Origin of the sequence: Salmonella enterica subsp. diarizonae (assembly GCF_008692785.1) — a bacterium.
Lineage (GTDB): Bacteria > Pseudomonadota > Gammaproteobacteria > Enterobacterales > Enterobacteriaceae > Salmonella > Salmonella diarizonae.
Map to the genome: position 1 here is coordinate 30,482 of NZ_VXJV01000006.1, position 23,168 is coordinate 53,649.

The following is a 23,168-nucleotide window of genomic DNA, read 5'->3' on the forward strand; positions in this document are numbered from 1 at the left end:
TTTTAGCTTTCAGTCACGACAAAAATGGTAATATCAAATAGATATAACCAGGCCGCTATTATGACCGTGCGGCGTAATCACTGTTCGAATCACAAACGCAGTAGTATTAAAGATGCTATAAAGCATGCTCCGGATAATACCGACAAAACAATACTGAAGATGCGCCAAAAATTGTCATTAAAATACCTGAAACGATAATAACAGAGGGTATTGAGAAATATCCCACTGCAAGCGCCCCGACCCCGGCCCCTAAAGGAATAGCGGCATACGCAACCATACGTGAAAAAGAAACGACCCGGCCGAGTAGTTCGCCGGGAACGCGGATCTGGCGTTCAGTAAAGTAAGTCACCATAATCAATGCATCGACGAAATTTACCATCGCCCATGCTACAGAAAAGAAAACAGGCTGGTTAATCGCCATAAACAACGTAGCTACACCGAGCAATATGGCCAGAATAGAAATTTTCTTTAGCGCACCAATTCTTTCATCAAGGATATTTTTCGCCATAAAACTGCCGGCAATCGCCGCGGCCCCTCCGACCGAACACACGGCACCGACAGCAAGATCGGATAATCCAAAATTATGTTTCAGATGATAAACAAACACACCTAAGTAAAGAAACATAGCAAAATTATTTGCCATGAAAAGTAAAACACCAAACTTTAAAAAATCATCTCTGCTTATTGCTTTAGCACCTTCCTTTAGCATATGCCCGACGTGAACATTACGGACCTGGATACTCACAAAATGGATACACCTCAGGGTGACGATGACCGCAACAAGATAGCTAAACGCATTGAGATAAATGACGAACTCATAACCCAGTACCACCACCGCCAATGCGCCAATTATAGGCCCTAGCGCACTGAGCAAACTGTCTCCGGCATTTACCATCGAATTTGCCCAATGGAGACGCTGCTTGCCAATCGCGATGGGAATGCTGCCCTGAAAAACGGCATGATAAAATGTACCAATCGACGATATAACAAAAATCATCGTATAGATGGTAGAGATTGGCGCCTGGTGGTGGACCTGAAAGGCAAGTATCAGGCAGGAAGCAAAACCGACTAAATCCAGAAGCCATAATAACGTTCTCTTATCATAGCGATCGGCCATAACGCCTGCGGGTATTGCAAACAGAACCTGCGGTAAAAAAGTTAAAATATATCCCAGAGCCGTACCCAGTGCCGAATTCGTTTTAGCGTATAAAAAGAGTGGTACTGCAAAACGAAATGCCCAGTCGCCCAAAGCACGGAAAAGATAAGTATATATCAGAGCACTGTCTCTATTTTTCTTCACCTTACTTATCCTATTTCCAGCTTATCAATAATTCAAATTCTCATAAAAAACACGGAACGGAACCTCCGGCCTGGCTGGAGATCGTCTGTGCACAATAAAAAACGCATTATCAATATGTTAATGTATTCACTAAGAATATATTTTCCGTTGAAATAATTAACATCTGGCTTCTGTCTTAGTTTTATCATCTAAAAAATTATTTTCAAAGCTGAAAACATACAAAAAATTACAATGTTATCAAAATGTGATTTAAATCACCTTTTCTTAACAACAATGAAACAAAACAACAAAAAATAAATTAAAACAGCACGTTGCATGTTATCCATGCGCGTCATTTGATCGAGACAACAGAGACATTAAAGACATTAGAGACATTAGAGACATTAGAGACATTACAGAAAAAATAAAATAATAACATTATGTAATAATAAAATTCACAAACAATAACACAAAGGAATCATAACGCTTATAAAGCATATTAGAATATTTTTCTATCTAATAGACATTCCAGAAAAAAATTGTATCAAGTATTAGTTAATACGAAGCCATCAGCAATAGAAACTGATAATGCTCTCATAAGGCACTAATCATGGATAAAAATAAATCAAAAGAACAATTAATTATCGACGGGTTTTACTCTCTGCTTGTGCAACACATTAACAAGAATGGCAGTATACAGTTACAACAATATATAAACTGGAAATCTCATATCAGCACTAAGTTAACGTGGGTGATCCTTCATCTGGCCATACATTCTGACCGAGATGACGATGACAAAGAAAAAAACAGATCTTCTTTTGCATTAGATTTCATCCTGCAAGAAATGGAGGGATACGACCCTGAAATATTATTAAATTATTGCACAGGCATAGAGGCTCCGGATCTCATTTTCATCGATCATCTGTCGTTTGAATTTAATGTTAATTCTAACTGGCTTCTCTATGGAGAGGGCTTACCTTTTATAGAAAACAATAATTCCGGCATTGATCATACAACTTAAAAAACAGACCATATACTCCCCCTCCCGCGATATAACTGACTGAGTCTACGGGTAGACCACTTACTACCTATGTATCCCTACGCGCGGAAACCGCCATGCAGCACTACACTGTCCGGTCACGTTACGATAATCAGCTACGTCTGCAAGATGAGAACTCATCCCCTCTCACCGCCATCTTAAAGAAAGAGCTCGTACGAAAGTACGGGCTTTTTTGTCTATGGAAAACCCCCAGCCAGGCTCTGTCTCTTGATCAGATCTCCTGATCAAGAGACAGGGCTATGCCGGAGGATATTTATTTCGCATTAAGTTACCTTACCGGGGGGATGAGAACACCCGATCGGGGTTCGACAACTGGCGCAGCCAGTTGGACAGACGACGAGCCTGCGAGGAGACCGCCCACAGGGCGAGCGCAGCGAGTCAATCCCCCTCACCGCCATCTTAAAGAAAGAGTTCGTACGAAAGTACGGGCTTTTTTTCGCATTAAGTCACCCGTCCATTGCCGGATGGCGGCGCAGTTCACAGGCGCCTTATCCGGTCTACATAAGCGCAGCGCCACCGGGCAATAAAACTACCATCCGGCTTTCAATTTTAGCCAAGAATTTCAGAGAGTTTAACTTTGCGCCCCTCGTTTGAGGAAAGCGTCGCAGCATCAGCGGTAGCAATGGCATTTGTCGCCGCTTCTCCCGTTAGCAATTTAGCAAACTCCTCGCCTGGCTCCAGACCGTTTATCACATCATGCAAGTACTGCATCTCCAGTTTCATAATTGATGAGAGCCACATCGGCGTACGTTTACCGGGTTTACCATAAGCGATTGCGCCATCCATCTCACTGGATATGTTACCGTTGCGACGATCATCATCCTCCGCCTGGCTTTCATGCACAAGAAAGTGTGTTTTTTTGCCCGCTTTTATTAGATAACCAGCCGTGTTTTGCATATCAATGAGAATTGCACCTCTCGTGCCCTCAATTAATACATAGTGCTCAGGGTAGTGGAACGATGATCCCCACTGAAGTGTCGCGAAACGACCGCTTTCAAACTCAAGGGTGATCAGGACAACATCATCTTCATCACCAAATTTTTCACCTTTGTGCGCAACATTCCCCGCAGCCATTGAAACCAGGGATGGGGTTTCATCCATGATGAATAGTGTACAATCTAGCTCGTGAATGTGATGGTACAGATGCCCGCCTGACTTTGCGCGAATCTTCTTCCATGAGATCTCATCCTGCACGTCTTCAAAACCATTACGTTTAGTGTGAACTTGTGTAACTTCACCGATTTCACCGGCTTTGATGAGCGCTTTAGCGTGGCGAACCCCGTGAAAAAAGTTCATAACGTGACCCGCCATAAAGGTAACACCAGCTTCTTTGCAGGCATCAACCATCTCCTTACAATCCTGGTAATTTAAGGCGATAGGTTTTTCACAAAACACGTGTTTACCCGCTTTAGCCGCCGCAATGACCGGCGCTTTATGTAAGTAATTTGGTGAAGCAATAATTACGCAATCCACATCAGGATGAGTACAAAGTGCCTCCATCGTTGCAGTGGCGACACAGTTCAGCTCTTTCGCTATCGGAGCCGCATTTGCCGGATCGTAAATCGCAGTGATTTGCGCCCCTTCAACCTTAGACATAAATCGCGCCAGTTCAGCGCCAAAATAACCCGTACCTACAACACCGTATTTCGTCATCATTTATCCTCTATTAAAATTCTTTTGTTGACTGAAACCTTTCACGACGTGCTTTTAGTCTATCCGGAATGGATAAGCCAATAATGAGTAGAATTGTTGCGGTCCAGAAAGCAACAATGAACGTTAGCGCAGCGCCTAGCCCCATTGTTATTCCAAGCCAGGTCGCCGCCATTGAATTGAATGTGCCTGATGTCGCAGCAAGATTGTAAATCAGCCCGGTACCCAAACCACGAACCTCAAGAGGAAAGTAGTCGTAGAGGAATTTGGGAACCAGCCCGCCAACACCCACGTTAGTCGCCATTAAACCGAATAAACATGCGCCCAGCAGTAAATAATTATCTTGCGGAATTCTGAATAACGGGAAAATGAATAAAAAGGACATGAGAAGACCAATGCTGAACGTTTTCTTCAAACCAATTCTATCTGCGCACAGGCCCCAAACGATATTTCCCAATACAGTGCCGAATGCCGCCGCCGTCATTAAATTAGAGACCACGCCCGTATCAAAGCCCTCTCCCGCCAAATACGTAGGCAGTAGACCAAAGATCGGCCAGTTTGCGCCGAAGATAGAGAACAGAACAATAAATACACATAATGTCAGTGGAAATTGAGCTCGATTAAATAGCCCTTTCATTGACAAAGAGAAAACTGACCAGGCACTTTGTGAATGCTTTCCGAGACCACTGAGTTTGGCTTCTTCCCACTCTTTAGATTCAGGTGCCCTGGCCCGGATGTAGATTACTAAAAGAACGGGTAGCAAACCGACAAAAAAAGCAGCGCGCCAACCATACGCTTCGGCAAATGACGGCATAAAGTAGGCTGCTATGATGTTACCAATACCGAAACCTGAAACCAGAAATGCGCTCGCTTTAGATTTTAAATGCTTTGGCCAACTTTCCACGGCATAAGTTGAAGCGCAAGCATACTCCCCCGCCATCCCCATACCGACAATGAAACGACTAAGCGTCAGCATAATTACACCGGAAGCCAGGCCACTTAACCCTGTACCTACAGAATAGGCAACTATCGACCACATCATTAACGGCTTACGGCCAAATTTGTCTGCCAGCAGACCAAATAGCGCCCCGCCAAATGGTCGCCCAATAAAGGCCGCTGTGGCAAGGAATGCGCCCTCCATATCTGTCAATCCTAAGTCAGCCTTGATCAGATACATAATGTAGAAAATCAGCATAAAGTCGAAGCCATCAAACACGTAACCCAGCCATGCTGAAAATAAAGCATTTTTTTGTGGACGTGTTATCTCGCTATACCACGGGAAGAATTTTGCTATCACAATAAAACCCTTATTTGCTGTTACCGTCTGAAATGCTTACGGAATTACTTTTTAAGTCATATCAATTGCCGAATAAGACACTATCAACCGGCACTTTCCAACGACCGCCTGAGATCGTGGCTATGTAAGGCGTATCTTCATTGTTTATCATCCTTATTCGTAGCTACGTTAAGGACGTGAATACTCAAGACAAAGTCTAACGTTCTGTAACGTAACCACGGGTATAAGATTATCGATATAAGTACTAAGCAAAGATTAGTACAGTAACTCTTTAACCTTTATCAAAAATGGTATTGTAATCCAACGCGATAACGGGTCTGTCTCTCATCGGTATTATTTTTCACCGCTACATTTCCGACCTCAACGTATGGTGTAAATGACTTATTCAGTTTCCAGGCTAAAGCCACATTATGTTCATAGTTTGTTTTTTTGTTATCAAATTTAATTTGATCGCTATCCATCCAGGTAAAGTTATATTCTAATTTTAACTTATCAAAAGAATACCCGATATAAGTATCAAATCTGTTCGTCTTTTCGTCATCAATGTTGTTAGCTGTCTTTCTGGCATAGTCATAACGGTAACGACCAGCCATATAAACACCAGAGTCAAAATTATATTGCAACCTTAAGTAAGGCTTATATATGGAAGTATCCGAACCGCTTTCAAATATAAATCCAGGCTGCAAAACAACATGATCCGTGATTTTATAATTATAACTTACCCCCATTTCTATAGCGTTCGTGACTAGATCACTTAAATACTTATCCTGCTCGCCATCCACTCCTCCCGACTTAACACTGGCATCGACATAAAAACCAATGCCGTTAGGAAGCTTTTCAATTATAGCAATACGGTCTTTATTAATTCTGGTTCTATCAGCATATTCATGCCGATAATCAATGGTTGCCGCTTGTAGATATGATGAAAATGCTATAAACGAAACCATACCCAGAAGATATCTGTTGATTTTCATAAAATACTCCGCTTATCAATTAACTTTATTTTTGTATTTAAAAAATTATTTTACTAATAAATTACCATCACGCATGGTAAAGGAGGTTACAGACGAAACAGGTTTCCCTTTAGCATTTTCACCACCAATAAGGAAAACTTCATCACCATAACTTACTGATACACCATAGCCGAGAGGTTGTTTCATTTTACCCATATATTGCCAATGACCATTAATCAAACCATAGACTTCATCTCGCCATTTTTTATTTATTCCTTCGTGGGAATAAAACTTTCCATTGGTATAATTTTGTTTTGCCCCCGGAAAATTCGCGCCACCAGCGACAAGCAGGACACCGTGACTATAGCCCGAAAATGCTCCGGCCAATCCTTCCTGCTGTTGTTCTCCAGGCGATGGCGGTAACTGGCTGTTCTTCAGCCATGTTAGCTTATCGTTATCCCACATGGCGCGGTAAATCACATCGGTACGTAAACCCGGTTTGAGTTCACCATTAATCAGCATCAGAGAATTATTTTCCATTACCGATGACGATCCTGCCGTTCCCGCGCCTGGCAGCTCACCGGCATTCTCCCATGTGTTCTCTTTAGCATTGTAGATAAATACAATTTTATTAAAAAAATAATCTTTGGCAGGTTTATTAAAATAATTATAGATGACTTTATTTTTTTCACTTTCATCCGCAGCCGCAGCCGCAGCCGCTATATCAATAAAATACTTATCAAAGATATGCTCATTAACCCCTCCGGTAATAAGTACCATCGTTTCGTTTAATTTTACTCCCGTATGCCCTGTTAATCCAACTGGAGATATAGTGTCAACTTTTTGCCATGTATTTTTCACCGGTGAGTATTTGTACACATCGCTATAAACCTGCAACGGTGATTCACTGTTTTTTTTCCCTACGCCACCAAAAACATACAACTCATCATTTAAAAATACCGACACTGATTGCTCACGAGCTCCGCCAGGAAACGACTTTATACGCTCCCAGTCTTTATGTTGCTTTTTAAGATCAATTTTATACCAGGATGTCCCTGCGGTACCTAAGCCGACATAAATCACGCCATTATTATCAATAGCGCCAGTACCATTTTTCAGTGGTTCTGGTATATCAGGAAGCGTCGTTGCATATCCTGATGTGGTGATAGCAACTGATAAACATAGCGCCATTAGCGTCATCATTTTCTTAGAATTTTTCATCTGCATCCCCATGCGAAGAAATACAATTGGAGTAAAGCTTCATCATTAGTGATCTTATGGTGCGCAATTTCAACAATGATAATGACAAAATGTGACCAAGCGCTAAAAATAATTACATGAGGTTATCATGTACGAGGTAAAAGCACACCATGGTGATGTTAGAAGTGATTATGGGTGACCTGTCATGGTCAAACTCGTTAGCGATAGCATTCTGAATAAATACAACAAGAATTATGTGATGCATTTCATACTGGCTATCCCGTAGCGTATAAGCTCCTTCTGAGCATTTTATCTTTATGCCGGAAGCAGTTAATAAAATACAGCATGCTGCCGTCAGAATGAGTTGTATTTGTCTTGTAGCTTCAGGTCATTGCCTCAAATCCGCTGGCGCGGTAATTGAATGACAAACATACCTTATGACTGTGTTCACATTTTTCTATCTTCTTGCTTGATGCAGCAACACTCCACAACATAATATAAAACGGAGCAAAACTTCAAAATATATAAGGCGGAACTGAATGTCACTATTAGCCAGGCTGGAACAAAGTGTACACGAAAACGGTGGGCTGATTGTCTCATGCCAACCGGTACCAGGCAGCCCTATGGATAAACCTGAAATTGTGGCTGCAATGGCACAGGCAGCGGCTTCGGCGGGTGCGGTCGCTGTGCGCATTGAAGGCATTGAGAATCTGCGGGCTGTTCGTCCCCATCTTTCTGTTCCTATTATTGGGATAATTAAACGTGACCTTACAGAGTCGCCAGTCCGTATCACTCCATATTTACAGGATGTTGACGCCCTGGCGCAGGCAGGCGCCGATATTATCGCTTTTGATGCCTCATTCCGCTCTCGCCCGGTTGATATTGATAGTTTACTGACACGTATTCGCCTGCATGGATTACTGGCGATGGCAGACTGTTCAACCGTGAATGAAGGCATAGATTGCCATCAGAAAGGAGTGGAATTCATTGGTACAACACTGTCTGGCTATACCGGCCCCACCACGCCGGTTGAGCCAGATTTGGCAATGGTGACACAACTGAGCCATGCAGGTTGTCGTGTTATTGCCGAGGGGCGCTATAACGCGCCTGCACTGGCGGCCAATGCTATTGAGCATGGTGCCTGGGCAGTTACCGTTGGTTCCGCTATCACCCGTATCGAGCATATCTGTCAGTGGTTCAGTCACGCAGTAAAACGCTGATCAGGGAAAGTAAATGCTCTGCCTTTCACATCTCATGATTAGCGTCATTGGGGTTAACAAAAACTATTACTTGATCTGAATATCGTATCGTCTGAATGATGGGAAGATAAAAATACCCAGACGATGACCGCAACTCTACTCAAAACCATAAGCAGGAAAGAACTATGATCACACATTCTTTCGGCATCGTTAACTATCTTGTATTATTTGGCTACCTCCTGGCCATGATGTTAGTCGGTGTCTATTTTTCCAGACGGCAAAAAACAGCAGACGATTATTTTCGCGGTGGTGGCCGGGTTCCTGGTTGGGCGGCTGGGGTCAGTGTATTTGCCACTACGTTAAGCTCAATTACATTTATGTCAATTCCTGCCAAAGCGTTTACTTCCGACTGGACGTTTATCATTGGTCAGTATCTGGCTATCGCAATTTTACCGCTGGTTTTTTATTTCTATATTCCGTTTTTTCGGAAATTGAAAGTCACATCAGCCTATGAATATCTCGAAGCACGGTTCGATGTGCGCTGCCGTCTGTTCGCCAGCATGTCATTTATGTTATTTCATATTGGACGTATCGCCATTATCACTTTCCTCACCGTGCTGGCCTTGCGCCCCTTCATCGCTATAGACCCGGTGATTTTGGTACTGTTGATTAGCGTGATGTGTATCATTTATACCTGGATGGGTGGAATTGAAGGAGTAATATGGACTGATGTTATTCAAGGTCTCTTACTTTCTGGCAGCGCGATACTGATTTTTATAGTGATATGTCTCAAAGTCCAGGGCGGCATTGGTGAAATTTTTACGGCGACGCAGCAGGCGGATAAATTCTTTCCGGCCACGCAGTTCCACTGGAGCTGGACGGAAAGCACAGTACCTGTATTGATGATTGGTTTTCTGTTTGCCAATATTCAGCAATTTACTGCCAGTCAGGATGTGGTCCAACGCTATATCGTGACTGACTCCATAGAGGAAACGAAGAAAACATTACTTACAAATGCCAAACTGGTTGCTGTGATCCCTGTTTTCTTTTTTGCTATCGGCTCGGCATTGTTTGTCTACTATCAGCAACATCCACAATTATTACCGGCGGGATTCAACACTGGCGGCATTTTACCCTTATTCGTGGTCACCGAAATGCCAGTCGGCATTGCAGGGTTGATAATCGCCGCTATTTTCGCTGCCGCGCAGTCCAGTATCTCCAGCAGCTTAAACAGCATTTCCAGTTGTTTTAATTCCGACATCTATCAGCGCCTGAGTCATAAAAAAAGAACGCCAGAAAACCGTATGAAAATAGCTAAATTAGTTATTCTGGTCGCGGGCCTGATAAGTAGCGCGGCCTCGGTATGGCTGGTCATGGCCGATGAATCAGAAATCTGGGATGCATTTAATAGTCTGATAGGTCTGATGGGAGGGCCAATGACCGGTCTGTTCATGCTGGGTATTTTCTTTAAACGAGCAAATGCCGGGAGTGCGGTTTTAGGAATTATTATCAGCGTCATTACCGTGCTGGGCGCACGCTATGCCACTGACCTTAACTTCTTCTTTTATGGGGTCATTGGCTCGCTAAGTGTGGTGATCAGCGGCGTTATTTTCGCCCCGTTATTTGCCCCGGCAACGCCATTGACGCTGGATGAAAAACCTGAACCAAAGGTGACATTATGAGTTCATGATACCACGCTATACCGACACAGCACACGGTGACGCCGACGCCCGGGGCGACAATACCGGGCCAGGTATAAACCATCCGTCAGATGGCGCGCTATAAACACCGTAAGAGCAAACAGATTACTCTCCAGTGATGTTCTGTCATAAGTTGGCAACGCGATGTAAATATTCCCCCTCCTTTACTTACATCGCGCTTTTTTTCATGCCGCAGACTTGATAGGCTCTGCTCTGTTCGATATTGCAGGCTTTTTGCCGCAATCAGCCCTCAAGAGCAGGAACTATATGGAGCCTCAACCCCCACGTCTTAAACCCGGAAAAATCCTTGATACTCTGGGTGCTATGCAAAAAAGCCTGACACGTGCCTCCCAGCGTATTGCGCAATATATTTTAGCCTTCCCCAGACAGGTGACACAGTCATCTATTGCCGATTTGTCGCGCGAAACACAGGCCGGAGAAGCCACGGTTATTCGCTTTTGTCGCACCCTGGGCTATAAAGGTTTTCAGGATTTTAAAATGGACCTGGCCATTGAACTTGCCACTACCGAGTCTGATGACAGTAGTCCTCTACTGGATGCCGAAGTTAGCGAATCCGACGATGCCCACGCCATTGGTTTAAAATTGCAGAACACCATTAGTAATGTATTATCTGAAACGCTAAATCTGCTTGATATGCAACAGGTTATCGGTGTTGTGGACGCCCTACGTCACTGTCACTCAGTTTATATCTTTGGTGTGGGCTCATCGGGGATCACGGCGCTGGATATGAAACACAAGCTAATGCGTATTGGTTTACGGGGCGATGCGGTAAGCAATAACCATTTTATGTACATGCAGGCTACGCTATTAAAAGCAGGCGATGTCGCGATGGGTGTCAGTCACTCGGGCACATCGCCAGAAACGGTGCATTCACTCCGGTTGGCCCGACAGGCTGGCGCCACCACAGTCGCCATTACCCATAATCTGGGTTCTCCATTATGTGAAGAGGCCGATTTTTGCCTGATCAATGGTAATCGGCAAGGAATGTTGCAGGGTGACTCGATCGGTACGAAAGCCGCACAGCTTTTCGTCTTTGACCTGCTCTATACCCTTCTTGTACAGTCCTCGCCAGAACAGGCCCGAGAAAGCAAATTACGGACAATGAATGCCCTGGACATGACAAAATAATTCCCTTCACGTACAGGCGTCATTTTCCTTTTTGTTCATGAGTCTGCTGGACGCACTATAGACAACAAAGCCCGGTCTCCCGGGCTCTGAAAGTCAATGCTATATTAGCGGTATGCGTGAAGTGTTCGCTGACAAAGCGCCGAGCGTACGCAGTCGTCTTTGTTGAATCGCACTATCCCTACCATCTCATCTTCGTTAAAGCGAGCTAAGGCATCGCTTAAACCTGACTGAACGTGTGCCGGCAAATCGCACTGGGTGATATCGCCATTGACAATAACCGTGACGTTTTCTCCCAATCGCGTCAAAAACATTTTCATTTGCGCCGCTGTCACATTTTGCGCCTCGTCAAGGATCACGACCGCATTTTCAAAAGTACGCCCACGCATATAGGCGAACGGCGCAATTTCTACCTTACCGATTTCCGGACGCAAGCAATATTGCATAAAGGAGGCGCCCAACCGTTTAAGCAGTACGTCATAGACGGGACGGAAATAAGGCGCAAATTTCTCAGCGATATCACCGGGCAAAAAACCAAGATCTTCATCAGCCTGCAATACCGGGCGCGTCACAATGATCCTCTCGACGTCCTTATGAATCAATGCTTCCGCCGCCTTTGCCGCACTAATCCATGTTTTTCCGCATCCGGCTTCGCCGGTCGCAAAAATAAGCTGTTTACTGTCGATAGCGTTCAGATAATGCGCCTGTGCTTCATTTCGCGCCTTAATAGGCGAGGTATCGCGACTATCGCGCGCCATGCCAATGGCTTCTACTCCGCCCATTTGTACCAGTGACGTGACCGATTCTTCTTCACGTTGCTTATGACTACGCGAATCTCGTCTCAACACACGCTTTGCTTCACGACGTGCTTTGATCACTGCTTTTTGTCTTCCCATGGATAGCACCTTGAGTTGTAGGTATACATCACCCGCGTTCTATTAAACGCGATTATGCGCACACACATCTGAGGGTTGGCTTCCTTGTAAGCCTTATCTTGCTTTTTGAAACGACGCCACACACGGCTACGCGCACCAAATATGACGTCATGGATATGGGGAGTAAGGGAAATGATGAGAGATTTTAAGATGGCAAGATCACCACCGGAGAGAGAACGTCCGTACAGGGTGTTGTAACTACTGTAAACAATGTGTCCTGGTGCGGACATTACCATTCGCGATCTCCATAGTGAGTGGCCATCACTGCCGGGGAACTACCGCTGTTACTACTAAGTACAACACAAAACACCAAAAATGCAACAATGTGCTTACAAAAAATTAACTAAAGCTTATTGCGTCACTGCCAGTCTCTTACAGAAAGATTACACAATTATTTCATAGGCAGAATACTAAAAAATATAATCATCAGATTCTGCAGGTATTAATTCTGAAAATACCCATAACCCATTGAATATGCAACATGTATAAGGTTCAAATGGGATAATTAATGTGTCCTCTATATCGTCGCTACAACGGCATTTATTTAGCAAAATTTTATGCGGTACATTTACGCCAGTAACGCTGAATCGTTTTAATTCTTGTCATTACTCTATCGCGTTAAGGCTATTAGTACCATTAACAGGAGATTTCATATGTGGCCAGTTGGTGATTACGCGGGACGTATTACACCCACAGCATCAGAAGCATCCCCCGCAGCAAATACGAGCTATTATACCTTATGGCAAACCTGGGCTAATGAAGCCATTGTCGGAGAAGGGGAACAACGAGATATAGCGGTTGAAAGATTGTATGCTTGCCTTTCCAATCAGGAGAGTATTCTTGATTTAGGGGAGCTTAACCTGCGCACTTTACCCCTATTGCCTGCATGTGTTTCAACTCTGAATGTCAGTAATAATCATTTATCTGCCCTTCCAGATCTACCCAAAGGATTAAGAGCTCTTACTTGCGCTGGCAATACATTGGCCTCACTTCCCGTGCTCCCTCCAACGTTACAAACACTTGATTGCTCACAAAACACATTATCCGAACTACAAAACGTCCCTCCCGCGTTAACGGCGCTCAATTGCTCAAAAAATAGTTTGAGAGAGCTTTCTCATTTACCTGATACACTTCAATCATTAGATTGTTCAGGTAATATGATAGCCTCACTTTCAGAATTACCTGATAACTTACAAATACTCGATTGTTCAGGAAATAGGCTTGAAGTCCTACCGGATCTCCCCCCTTCATTGAAAACTCTTAATTGTGCTGTCAATGGATTAATAGGCTTTCCATTTATGCCTTTTTCGCTGCAAACACTCAATTGCTCATACAATGAACTCACCGGGCTTCCCCCTTTTCCTGATTCACTGATAAATCTCGACATCGCCTATAATGAATTTAATTCTCTACCGCCACTCCCTCCTTTATTGGCTACATTCATATGTACAAATAATCCACTTCACCAGTTTCCAGTATTGCCTCTTTCACTACAAAGACTTACCTGCGCCAGCACATCACTAACGGCACTCCCGCCTCTGCCATCTGCACTACAGGAACTTCATTGCCAGAATAATGAGCTTATCTTCCTGCCTGAGTTGCCTGCTTCATTAACCGATTTGAATTGCTCAAATAATTATCTGGTGAGAGTGCCAGCGCTACCTGACTCGCTCATTTCGCTTGATTGCTCACACAATCGTTTAGAAACGCTTTCTATTTTACCCAATTCACTTCAATTCCTGATTATCCATCATAATCGATTAACGACGCTTCCTCAATTATCTGAATCACTGAGGTTTCTCAACTGTTCGAGTAATGGGATTACGGTACTCCCAGATTTACCTAATACTTTAAATAGTCTTTATTGCTATGCCAATAGACTGGAAACGCTTCCTACTTTGCCAGATACCCTACAAGAGCTTGGCTACAGCGGTAATCCACTGACAACGTTACCCGAATTACCGGCGTCACTCATAAGCCTGAATAACAGTGAGTCTGCCGGAGGCGCTATCGCTCCTCTTTCGTTCATCCAAAGTATTGGATATTGGTTTCCGTTCTCGCAGAGAGCTGAAATGCTTACTCGTTTTGAGGGAATAGCCAACGAAGAGAATGCAGAGATATTTAGTCGTTTTCTTAACAGACTTCAATATCGTTACAGAGACCCACAGTATGAAGATTTCAGATCCCAGGTTAAGGAGTGCCTTATCCGACTCGCTGACAAACCTGAATTGAGAGAAAAATTATTTATGTGCGCCTATGAATCAACACTAAATTGCGATGATCGCATTTCTCTCACATGGAATATGATGCGGGTCGCTGAAATGGCTTTTACCGTAGAGCAAGAGGGTCATGAGGGAAATCTTCCGGAAATGATCGATATAGCTCGTCAAGTATTTAGAATAGAATCGTTAACGGAGATTGCCAACAGAAAAATCCAGCAGATCCTGAGAGTAAACAATACATTCAATGAAGATTTAGAGGTGATATTAGGCCTACAAACCCAACTGCGCGACGCTCTTCGCTTAACGCATGTCGCCCCAGATATGTATTTCTTCCGTTTTTCTCATCTTACTGAAATAGATGTAAAAACTGCAGAACGTCAGGTGCGAGTAGCGGAAAATAGCCGGTTTGAATCATGGCTCAACAATTGGGAACCGTGGCAAATGTTGCTAAAACGTATAGATCCACTGTGGTATGAAACGGCTGTAAATGAAAAATACGCTTTTGTGGATGGCCCGGATTTTCAAAACCGACTGGACGAAAAATTCCAATTACATCAGGTACCTCCTGAGGCTCGTGACGATGCCCGCTATCCTTTAGGTAAGATCGTTCTTGCAGAAAAAATACACGAAATTTTTGTTAATCAGACACGCAAAATTTTGGCAGCGAAAGAGCACTCATCCTTGTTGGAGCCACTATGGACCGAATAAAAAACCGATTCTTCAGGAAGAAAAAACAGACAGTTAGCTAACAGCGCAGGCGACTACTGCCGTTCCTATATGATGCCATGAACAGGAGAGTTATTATGCTACCAATAAATAATCCCGGAGGTATTCCGACATTGGTGCCAGAAACACCGCCAGCTACGGACAAGGACTATCCTGCTCTCTGGCAGGCCTGGGCAAAAGAAGCGCCCGCAGGAGGCCATGAATTGAGAGAGATGGCAGTCGAAAGATTACTGGCCTGTCTGGCAAAACAGGAAAGTACGTTAGATCTCAGCGAGCTTAACTTAAGTTCGCTGCCAGACTTACCGCCATTGATTAAGACACTGCACGTGAATGATAATCATCTTTCGTCGTTGCCGGATCTGCCTGAATCGTTACAGATACTCATCTGTTCATTTAATCCACTGGAGCAACTGCCTCCCTTGCCCTACTCGTTGAAAGAGCTTACCTGTTCAGCCTGCCATCTGAAAAACTTGCCTTCATTGCCAGACGCTCTGGAAGAACTCTGTTGCTCAGGGAATTCTCTGGAAGAACTTCCCGTACTCCCTGTATCGATGAGGTATCTTACCTGCACAAACAATGGCCTTAGATCGCTTCCTGCTCTACCAGAATCGCTACGCATGTTGATTTGCTCAGACAATCCACTATCAGCATTACCCGGTTTACCGGGATCACTGTGTTCACTTTACTGCTCAGGGTGCAAATTAGAAACACTGCCAGACTTACCAGAGTCGCTAAACTCTCTCATCTGCCCACGTAATCAGCTCCGGGAAATGCCAACATTACCTCTTGACCTGGACGAACTTAACTACCTGGAAAATCCCCTACTGCAATTTCCTGTTTTGCCGCCGTCACTCATTACACTTAATAATAGCCCCTATGAAGGCGGCGCGACCAACACTGCGCGTCCGCTGACGGATAGCGTCGCCGACTGGTTTCCTCTCGTCCAACAACGAGATATTCGTGAGCGCTTTCGGGAGATCACGCATGAAGCAAACGCCGGAATTTTTAGCGAGTTTTTAGACCGGCTGCGCAACCGTTACGCCGATCCGCAGTATGAGACTTTCAGGTATCAGGTTATGGGCTGCCTGATCCGCTTAGCCGCGTCCCCTGGGTTACGGGAAAAATTATTTATGTGCGCGCTGGGCGCAACGGCTCGCTGTGACGACCGCGTCTCTCTGAGTTGGAACAACATGCGCATCGCGGAAATGGCCTACACCGTTGAACAACACGGCGCTGAACATAATCTGCCTAAAATGGTCGACCTCGCCCGCGAGGTATTCCGTATGGAAAGGCTTACTCAGATCGCCAGTCAGAAGCTCGCCCAAATTCAACGCGCGCACGAACACTTTAATGAAGATTTAGAGGTCCTGCTGGGTTACCAAACCGCTCTACAACATACGCTTCGTTTGACGCAAGTCGTACCGGATATGTATTTCTTCACCTGTTCGTATCTGACAACAGAAGATGTGGAAGCGGCAAGGATTCAGGTTCAGACAGCAGAAAATCAACATTTTCTGGAATGGCTGAGCCTGTGGGAGCCATGGCAGGCAATGCTCAAACGGCTTAATCCTGCCGCCTGGGACGCTGCGGAAAGCGAAAAAAACGCCTTTACGGTTAGCGAAGAATTTCAGCGCCGAATTAATGCGAAGCTGGAAACGCCCGGCTCGTCTGAATCCGTTCCCAATAAGACGATGCAGGAGGCTGGCGTCGAAGTGATGAAAGAGAAACTACGAGAATTATTTATGCCCTGTACGCTCAGCACGCTGGAAGCCAAATCGCAGTTATCGCTGCTGGAACCGGTCTGGGACTTATCAGGGAACCAGGCAGGCGTATAATACCGCCGGGTAAAACATGTCCGATAGCAATAACGCTATCGGACATGTCGGTTATTCCGCCTGTAGTTTCGACGGCGGCGCTGAATGATAATGCGCGTCCGCTTTTGCAAAGCGCTCCTGCATCGCCGCTGTCGGCGCTTTGCCAAGCAGGCTAAAGACTACAATGCCTATACTGCCGAAAATGAAGCCGGGGATGATCTCATACAGTTCCAGCCAGCCATACTGTTTCCAGACAATAACCGTGACCGCGCCGATGATCATTCCCGCCAGCGCGCCGTTACGTGTCATACGCGACCACATCACAGAAAACAGGACAACAGGTCCAAATGCCGCGCCGAATCCAGCCCAGGCGTAGCTCACCAACCCCAGCACACGGTTATTGGGGTTCGCCGCCAGCGCAATGGCGATCAGCGCCACCACCAGCACCATCACTCGCCCTACCCATACCAGCTCTTGCTGGCTGGCGCTTTTACGCAGAAAAGCCTTATATAAATCTTCCGTAATCGCGCTGGAGCATACCAGCAACTGACAACTCAACGTCGACATCACCGCCGCCAGGATAGCAGACAGGAGAATACCGGCAATCCACGGGTTAAACAGGATCTGCGCCAGTTCAATAAATACGCGTTCTGAGTTTTGGTTCACCGCCCCGGCCAGCGCAGGGTTATTGTTAAAGTACGCAATGCCAAAGAAGCCCACCGCAACCGCGCCCGCCAGACACAGAATCATCCAGGTCATACTGATACGACGCGCATGCACAATGCTGTGATGGGAATCCGCCGCCATAAAGCGCGCCAGGATATGCGGCTGACCGAAGTAACCCAGTCCCCAGCCCATCAGGGAAATAATGGCGACAAAATTCAGTCCCTTGAGCATGTCAACGTTTTCGATGCTCTTTTGCTTGATCACCTCCAGCGATTCGCTAAAACCGCCTACGCCGACAATAACCATCACTGGCGTCAGGATTAACGCAAAAATCATCAGGCTGGCCTGAACGGTATCCGTCCAGCTAACGGCAAGGAACCCGCCGATAAACGTATAAATGATAGTTGCCGCGGCCCCCGCCCACAGAGCGGTTTCATAGCTCATACCGAAGGTGCTTTCGAACAGTCGTGCCCCAGCGACAATACCTGACGCGCAATAGATAGTGAAAAACAGCAGAATGACCAACGCGGAAATAATACGCAGAACCCGACTCTTATCCTCAAACCGACCGGTAAAATAGTCCGGCAGCGTGAGCGCATTATTGTTAAATTCGGTATGCACACGCAGGCGTCCGGCCACCAGCTTCCAGTTAATCCATGCGCCTAACGTCAGGCCAATGGCGATCCAGCTTTCAGAGATCCCCGACAAAAAGATAGCGCCTGGCAGCCCCATTAACAGCCAGCCGCTCATATCCGACGCGCCGGCAGATAAGGCCGTGACAAACGGTCCCAGGCTGCGACCGCCAAGAATATAGTCATCAAAGTTTTTGGTTGAGCGCCAGGCGATAAACCCAATCAATATCATGCCAAAAATATAGACACAGAATGTCACCAACATCGGTGTGCTAATAGCCATCAAGGTTCTCCAGATTTATTTATTGGCAATGCCGTAGCGTGCCGTTTTGTACCCTGCCGGAACGTGGCAACGGTGTTTATGTTTACCAGGGCGACCGTATCCTGCCGGAAGCGGTGGTTATTCACAATCGATTTAACACACCATTTACATCAAATTTGATTGCAGAGGGATACTATTTTTCTCCAGGTTGCACTCTCTCACATTTTTTGCGGTTGCACCTTTTAAAAGTGTTAACTACCGCAGAGAAAATAAATCCAGATTGTTTTCCCGTCAGAGTCGCTCTTTCTTTTTTTAACAATTTATTCATTTTTAAGCTTGCAACGCAGGTCACATTTAACGCGGTTGCACAAAGTTGCAACATGGTAGATATTTTCCGCTAACTATCAGTTAGCAGATATAGCGAACAACAGGAGCAGAGGGTATGGGAACCACCACGATGGGGGTTAAGTTGGACGACGCCACGCGCGAGCGGATCAAAACGGCCGCATCGCGTATCGATCGCACGCCGCACTGGTTGATTAAACAGGCAATCTTTAGTTATCTGGACAAACTGGAAAATAGCGATACGCTGCCGGAGCTGCCTGCGTTGTTTGCCGGCGCGGCGAATGAAAGCGAGGAGCCGACCGCGCCGCAGGATGAGCCGCATCAGCCCTTTCTGGAGTTTGCCGAACAGATCCTTCCTCAATCCGTCTCGCGCGCCGCTATCACTGCCGCCTGGCGCCGCCCGGAAACCGATGCGGTGTCAATGCTAATGGAACAGGCGCGCCTGTCGCCGCCTGTCGCTGAACAGGCGCATAAACTGGCGTATCAACTGGCGGAGAAATTGCGCAATCAAAAATCCGCCAGTGGTCGCGCGGGTATGGTGCAAGGCCTGTTGCAGGAGTTTTCCCTCTCTTCGCAAGAAGGCGTAGCGCTGATGTGTCTGGCGGAAGCGCTGCTGCGTATTCCCGACAAAGCTACGCGCGATGCGTTAATTCGCGACAAAATCAGTAATGGCAACTGGCAGTCGCATATTGGCCGTAGCCCGTCGCTGTTTGTAAACGCCGCCACCTGGGGGCTGCTCTTTACTGGCCGACTGGTCTCAACGCATAACGAAGCCAATCTTTCGCGCTCGCTGAACCGCATTATCGGCAAGAGCGGCGAACCGTTAATCCGCAAAGGCGTCGACATGGCGATGCGTTTAATGGGCGAGCAGTTCGTTACCGGCGAAACCATTGCTCAGGCGCTGGCGAATGCCCGAAAACTGGAAGAGAAAGGGTTCCGCTATTCTTACGATATGCTGGGCGAAGCCGCGTTAACCGCCGCCGATGCGCAGGCCTATATGGTCTCTTACCAGCAGGCGATTCATGCCATCGGCAAAGCGTCTAACGGTCGCGGTATTTACGAAGGGCCAGGCATCTCGATTAAACTGTCCGCCCTGCATCCGCGCTATAGCCGCGCGCAATACGATCGGGTAATGGAGGAGCTTTATCCGCGCCTGAAATCCCTGACGCTGCTGGCGCGCCAGTATGATATCGGTCTCAATATCGACGCCGAAGAGGCGGATCGCCTGGAGATCTCGCTCGATCTACTGGAAAAACTCTGCTTCGAACCCGAACTGGCGGGCTGGAACGGCATTGGCTTTGTGATTCAGGCTTACCAGAAACGCTGCCCGCTGGTCATTGATTATTTAGTCAGTCTGGCCTCCCGTAGCCGCCGTCGGCTGATGATTCGTCTGGTGAAAGGCGCCTACTGGGATAGCGAAATCAAACGTGCGCAAATGGAAGGGCTGGAAGGCTATCCGGTTTACACCCGCAAAGTGTATACCGATGTCTCTTATCTGGCCTGCGCGAAAAAACTGCTCGCCGTACCTAATTTGATCTACCCGCAGTTTGCGACCCACAACGCTCACACACTGGCGGCGATTTATCATCTGGCCGGGCAAAATTACTATCCGGGTCAGTACGAATTCCAGTGCCTGCACGGTATGGGAGAACCGCTGTATGAACAGGTCACCGGTAAAGTGGCGGACGGAAAACTTAACCGCCCCTGCCGTATTTACGCGCCGGTGGGAACACACGAAACCCTGCTGGCCTATCTGGTACGACGCCTGCTGGAAAACGGCGCCAACACCTCTTTTGTCAACCGCATCGCCGATGCCACCCTACCGCTCGATGAACTGATGGCGGACCCGGTCGAGGCCGTGGAAAAACTGGCGCAGCAGGAAGGTCAGGCTGGCATACCACATCCGAAAATTCCCCTGCCGCGCGATCTGTACGGCGAAGGCCGGATAAACTCCGCCGGACTTGATTTAGCGAATGAACATCGCCTCGCCTCACTTTCTTCTTCCCTGTTAAGCAACGCCATGCAGAAATGGCAAGCCAAACCTGTGCTGGAACAACCGGTGGCCGACGGTGAGATGACGCCGGTTATCAACCCGGCGGAACCGAAAGATATTGTCGGCTGGGGACGCGAAGCGACAGAAAGCGAGGTTGAACAGGCGTTGCAAAACGCGGTCAATCAGGCACCGGTTTGGTTTGCGACGCCGCCGCAAGAACGCGCCGCCATTTTGCAGCGGGCGGCGGTATTGATGGAAGACCAAATGCAGCAGTTGATTGGTCTGTTGGTGCGTGAAGCGGGGAAAACGTTCAGCAACGCCATTGCCGAAGTGCGCGAAGCGGTAGACTTCCTCCATTATTATGCCGGTCAAGTGCGTGACGATTTCGATAACGAAACGCATCGCCCGTTAGGGCCGGTGGTCTGCATCAGTCCGTGGAACTTCCCGCTGGCCATTTTCACCGGCCAAATCGCCGCCGCGCTGGCGGCAGGCAACAGCGTTCTGGCAAAACCGGCAGAGCAGACATCGCTGATTGCCGCCCAGGGCATTGCTATTCTGCTGGAAGCGGGCGTACCGCCGGGCGTCGTGCAACTGTTGCCGGGACGGGGAGAAACCGTCGGCGCCCAGCTCACCGCCGATGCGCGTGTACGCGGGGTGATGTTTACCGGTTCCACGGAAGTCGCGACGCTGTTGCAGCGCAACATCGCCACGCGTCTTGACGCCCAGGGCCGCCCCATTCCATTGATTGCGGAAACCGGCGGCATGAACGCTATGATTGTCGACTCTTCCGCGCTCACCGAGCAGGTGGTCGTGGACGTGCTGGCTTCCGCTTTCGACAGCGCCGGACAACGCTGTTCCGCGCTCCGCGTGCTGTGTTTGCAGGACGATATCGCCGAACATACGCTGAAAATGTTACGCGGCGCGATGGCGGAGTGTCGGATGGGGAATCCAGGCCGTCTGACGACCGATATCGGGCCGGTGATTGATAGCGAGGCCAAAGCCAACATTGAGCGCCATATCCAGACGATGCGCGCCAAAGGTCGCCCGGTTTTCCAGGCCGCGCGTGAAAACAGCGAAGATGCGCAGGAATGGCAGACCGGTACGTTTGTTATGCCAACGCTTATTGAACTGGAAAACTTCGCAGAACTGGAGAAAGAGGTCTTCGGACCCGTGTTGCACGTCGTGCGCTATAACCGTAACCATCTGGCGACACTTATCGATCAGATTAACGCTTCCGGCTACGGGTTAACGCTGGGCGTGCATACCCGTATCGATGAAACCATTGCGCAAGTCACCGGTTCCGCCCATGTCGGCAACCTGTACGTTAACCGTAATATGGTGGGCGCGGTCGTCGGCGTCCAGCCGTTTGGCGGCGAGGGACTGTCCGGTACCGGGCCAAAAGCGGGAGGGCCACTCTATCTCTACCGCCTGCTGGCACACCGCCCGTCCAATGCGCTCAATACGACTCTTACTCGTCAGGATGCGCGTTACCCGGTAGATGCGCAGCTTAAAACGACGCTACTCGCGCCGTTGACCGCCCTGACGCAATGGGCGGCGGATCGCCCGGCGCTACAGATGCTCTGCCAACAATTCGCCGATCTGGCGCAGGCCGGCACGCAGCGCCTGCTACCGGGGCCGACCGGGGAGCGCAATACCTGGACGCTGTTGCCACGTGAACGGGTGTTATGCCTGGCTGATGATGAACAGGACGCGCTGGCGCAGCTTGCCGCCGTTCTCGCCGTCGGCAGTCAGGCGCTATGGCCGGACGATGCCTTCCACCGTGATCTGGCGAAATGCCTCCCCGCCGCCGCTGCGGCGCGTGTCCAGTTTGCGAAAGCGGAAACGCTGATGGCGCAGCCGTTTGACGCGGTGATTTTCCACGGCGACTCCGACAAGCTGCGGACCGTGTGCGAAGCCGTCGCCGCCCGCGAAGGCGCAATAGTGTCGGTACAGGGGTTCGCCCGCGGCGAAAGCAATATGCTGCTGGAACGGCTCTATATTGAACGTTCGCTAAGCGTAAACACTGCCGCCGCTGGCGGTAATGCCAGCCTGATGACAATTGGTTAATACTGTGGTTAATTAGGGCTCC

At 47.5% G+C, this 23,168-nt stretch carries 14 protein-coding genes; 7 read left to right on the top strand and 7 right to left on the bottom strand.

Annotation, left to right across the window (positions count from 1 at the left end; genetic code table 11):
- Positions 1-115 precede the first annotated feature (115 nt).
- The gene (locus F4V72_RS13330; protein WP_157719792.1) at positions 116-1,300 is read right to left on the bottom strand and encodes an MFS transporter; all 1,185 of its coding nucleotides are present in this window, start codon (positions 1,298-1,300) and stop codon (positions 116-118) included.
- Positions 1,301-1,889: 589 nt separating this feature from the next.
- Here F4V72_RS13330 and F4V72_RS13335 point away from each other — a divergent pair.
- Positions 1,890-2,300, top strand: coding sequence for a hypothetical protein (locus tag F4V72_RS13335; protein ID WP_023248693.1), 411 nt, complete (start codon positions 1,890-1,892; stop codon positions 2,298-2,300).
- 588 nt (positions 2,301-2,888) lie between these two features.
- Here F4V72_RS13335 and F4V72_RS13340 read toward each other — a convergent pair.
- From F4V72_RS13340 to F4V72_RS13355, 4 genes are all read right to left on the bottom strand, one after another.
- Entirely contained in the window at positions 2,889-3,995 is a 1,107-nt protein-coding gene (locus F4V72_RS13340) for a Gfo/Idh/MocA family protein (RefSeq protein ID WP_077918477.1), read from the bottom strand.
- 10 nt (positions 3,996-4,005) lie between these two features.
- Complete coding sequence (locus F4V72_RS13345) at positions 4,006-5,286, bottom strand: MFS transporter (protein ID WP_000560753.1); 1,281 nt, start codon at positions 5,284-5,286, stop codon at positions 4,006-4,008.
- 281 nt (positions 5,287-5,567) lie between these two features.
- On the bottom strand, positions 5,568-6,260 hold the full coding sequence (locus tag F4V72_RS13350) for an oligogalacturonate-specific porin KdgM family protein (protein WP_023248695.1): 693 nt from the start codon (positions 6,258-6,260) through the stop codon (positions 5,568-5,570).
- Between the two features lie 45 nt (positions 6,261-6,305).
- Complete coding sequence (locus F4V72_RS13355) at positions 6,306-7,472, bottom strand: N-acetylneuraminate epimerase (protein WP_121767771.1); 1,167 nt, start codon at positions 7,470-7,472, stop codon at positions 6,306-6,308.
- 506 nt (positions 7,473-7,978) lie between these two features.
- Here F4V72_RS13355 and F4V72_RS13360 point away from each other — a divergent pair.
- From F4V72_RS13360 to F4V72_RS13370, 3 genes are all read left to right on the top strand, one after another.
- On the top strand, positions 7,979-8,659 hold the full coding sequence (locus F4V72_RS13360; RefSeq protein WP_023248697.1) for an N-acetylmannosamine-6-phosphate 2-epimerase: 681 nt from the start codon (positions 7,979-7,981) through the stop codon (positions 8,657-8,659).
- Between the two features lie 164 nt (positions 8,660-8,823).
- Entirely contained in the window at positions 8,824-10,320 is a 1,497-nt protein-coding gene (locus F4V72_RS13365) for a sodium:solute symporter (protein ID WP_136058364.1), read from the top strand.
- Positions 10,321-10,605: 285 nt separating this feature from the next.
- Positions 10,606-11,487, top strand: coding sequence for a MurR/RpiR family transcriptional regulator (locus F4V72_RS13370; protein ID WP_023248699.1), 882 nt, complete (start codon positions 10,606-10,608; stop codon positions 11,485-11,487).
- A gap of 104 nt (positions 11,488-11,591) precedes the next feature.
- Here the strand turns inward: F4V72_RS13370 and phoH are convergent, their stop codons facing one another.
- Entirely contained in the window at positions 11,592-12,380 is a 789-nt protein-coding gene (phoH, locus tag F4V72_RS13375; RefSeq protein ID WP_023183463.1) for a phosphate starvation-inducible protein PhoH, read from the bottom strand.
- A 692-nt stretch (positions 12,381-13,072) separates the two neighbouring features.
- Between phoH and F4V72_RS13380 the strand changes: the two genes are divergently transcribed.
- Positions 13,073-15,349: an NEL-type E3 ubiquitin ligase domain-containing protein gene (locus F4V72_RS13380; protein ID WP_136058365.1), complete on the top strand. Its 2,277-nt coding sequence runs from the start codon at positions 13,073-13,075 to the stop codon at positions 15,347-15,349.
- 95 nt (positions 15,350-15,444) lie between these two features.
- Positions 15,445-17,202, top strand: a complete 1,758-nt coding sequence (locus tag F4V72_RS13385; RefSeq protein WP_024149720.1) for an NEL-type E3 ubiquitin ligase domain-containing protein — start codon at positions 15,445-15,447, stop codon at positions 17,200-17,202.
- A gap of 51 nt (positions 17,203-17,253) precedes the next feature.
- Here the strand turns inward: F4V72_RS13385 and putP are convergent, their stop codons facing one another.
- Positions 17,254-18,762: a sodium/proline symporter PutP gene (gene putP, locus F4V72_RS13390; RefSeq protein ID WP_023248704.1), complete on the bottom strand. Its 1,509-nt coding sequence runs from the start codon at positions 18,760-18,762 to the stop codon at positions 17,254-17,256.
- A gap of 421 nt (positions 18,763-19,183) precedes the next feature.
- Here putP and putA point away from each other — a divergent pair, with 421 nt between their 5' ends.
- Positions 19,184-23,146 carry a trifunctional transcriptional regulator/proline dehydrogenase/L-glutamate gamma-semialdehyde dehydrogenase gene (gene putA, locus F4V72_RS13400; RefSeq protein WP_136058366.1) on the top strand — a complete coding sequence of 1,321 codons (3,963 nt, stop codon included), beginning with the start codon at positions 19,184-19,186 and terminating at the stop codon, positions 23,144-23,146.
- The last annotated feature ends 22 nt before the right edge of the window (positions 23,147-23,168 follow it).